General features: G+C 38.4%; 1 protein-coding gene. It reads right to left on the bottom strand.

Features of this window, described 5'->3' with window-relative positions:
* Positions 1–8 precede the first annotated feature (8 nt).
* Positions 9–1,055 (bottom strand): Hop family outer membrane protein HopJ/HopK, encoded by a 1,047-nt coding sequence (hopJ, locus tag FIM66_RS07975; protein ID WP_238700927.1) that lies wholly within the window; start codon positions 1,053–1,055, stop codon positions 9–11.
* Positions 1,056–1,057: the final 2 nt, after the last annotated feature.

Consider the following 1,057-nt stretch of genomic DNA (forward strand, 5'->3'; position numbering starts at 1 on the left):
TTTCCCCCCTAAAAACTATAAACATAACTCACATTAAACGCCACAAGGCGTTTGAAAAAGAGGGAAGTGTTTAGCCCTTTACCATGCGTTTCATAAAAGGAATTGACTGCTAAAGGGATTTTCAAGCCCATTTCAAAGCCATTGTGCCTATTAACATTCACACGAACCCCAAAATTCAAAGGGATTTGGAAAAAACTCGTGTGCATTTTAGCCTGATAACCCGTCAAGTAATTGTTGATAAAATCCATTTGACTCACCCACATGCCTAAACCACTCCCTACCCACGAACTCCCTGCTAAAGCAAAGCCTACATAAAAACCCACGCTCGAATGTTTTTGCGCATTATCAATGAAATTGAAAAGATAATCTATGCCAAGCCCATAGAGGTGGTTATTCATTTTGCCTAAACCATCAAAGCCATTGCCCACAAAACCAAAATTAGTGTAACCATAGTCATAGAACAAGTAATAGCGAAACCCTTGATTTTTTTTCTTGGTAAAGAAATGCTTATACCCTACGCTCAAACTCACCCCATACATGCTTGAAATGTTTTTAGAATAAGAGTTAGGATCAAGCGCGTTCAAGGAATTTGAAATTTGAGCGATCTGAGAAGATAAAGAAGAAAGCATGCGGTTTTGAGATTGATTGAATTGCGTTTCTAAATTTTTTAAGTTTTCTGCTAATTCTAAAGGGTTAGTAATGGGTTCTTGCATTTTTTCTAACGCTTGGGCTAATTTAGGGTTAGACGCAATCCCACCGCTAAGCATGACTATTTTTTCAATGTTTTGAAGGGTGGATTGCAGGTAGTAGGTTTCGGCTTGCTTTTCAGTGGGGGTTAGTTTAGCATTGTTTTTTAAAGCGTTGTTGATGTAGGCAAAGGTGTTTTGCATGCTCGTGATTTCATTTTTGACTTGATTGAGTTTATAGATTTGATTTTGAGCGTTAGAAATCGTTTGGATGCGTTCTTGATTTAAAAAGGGGTTATTATGCTCAACGGCATGACTGATGGAATATTCAAACCCCACGCTCGCATACGCCCCATTTTCTTCAGCGATAC

This window comes from Helicobacter pylori, from assembly GCF_006439795.1.
Lineage (GTDB): Bacteria > Campylobacterota > Campylobacteria > Campylobacterales > Helicobacteraceae > Helicobacter > Helicobacter pylori_CR.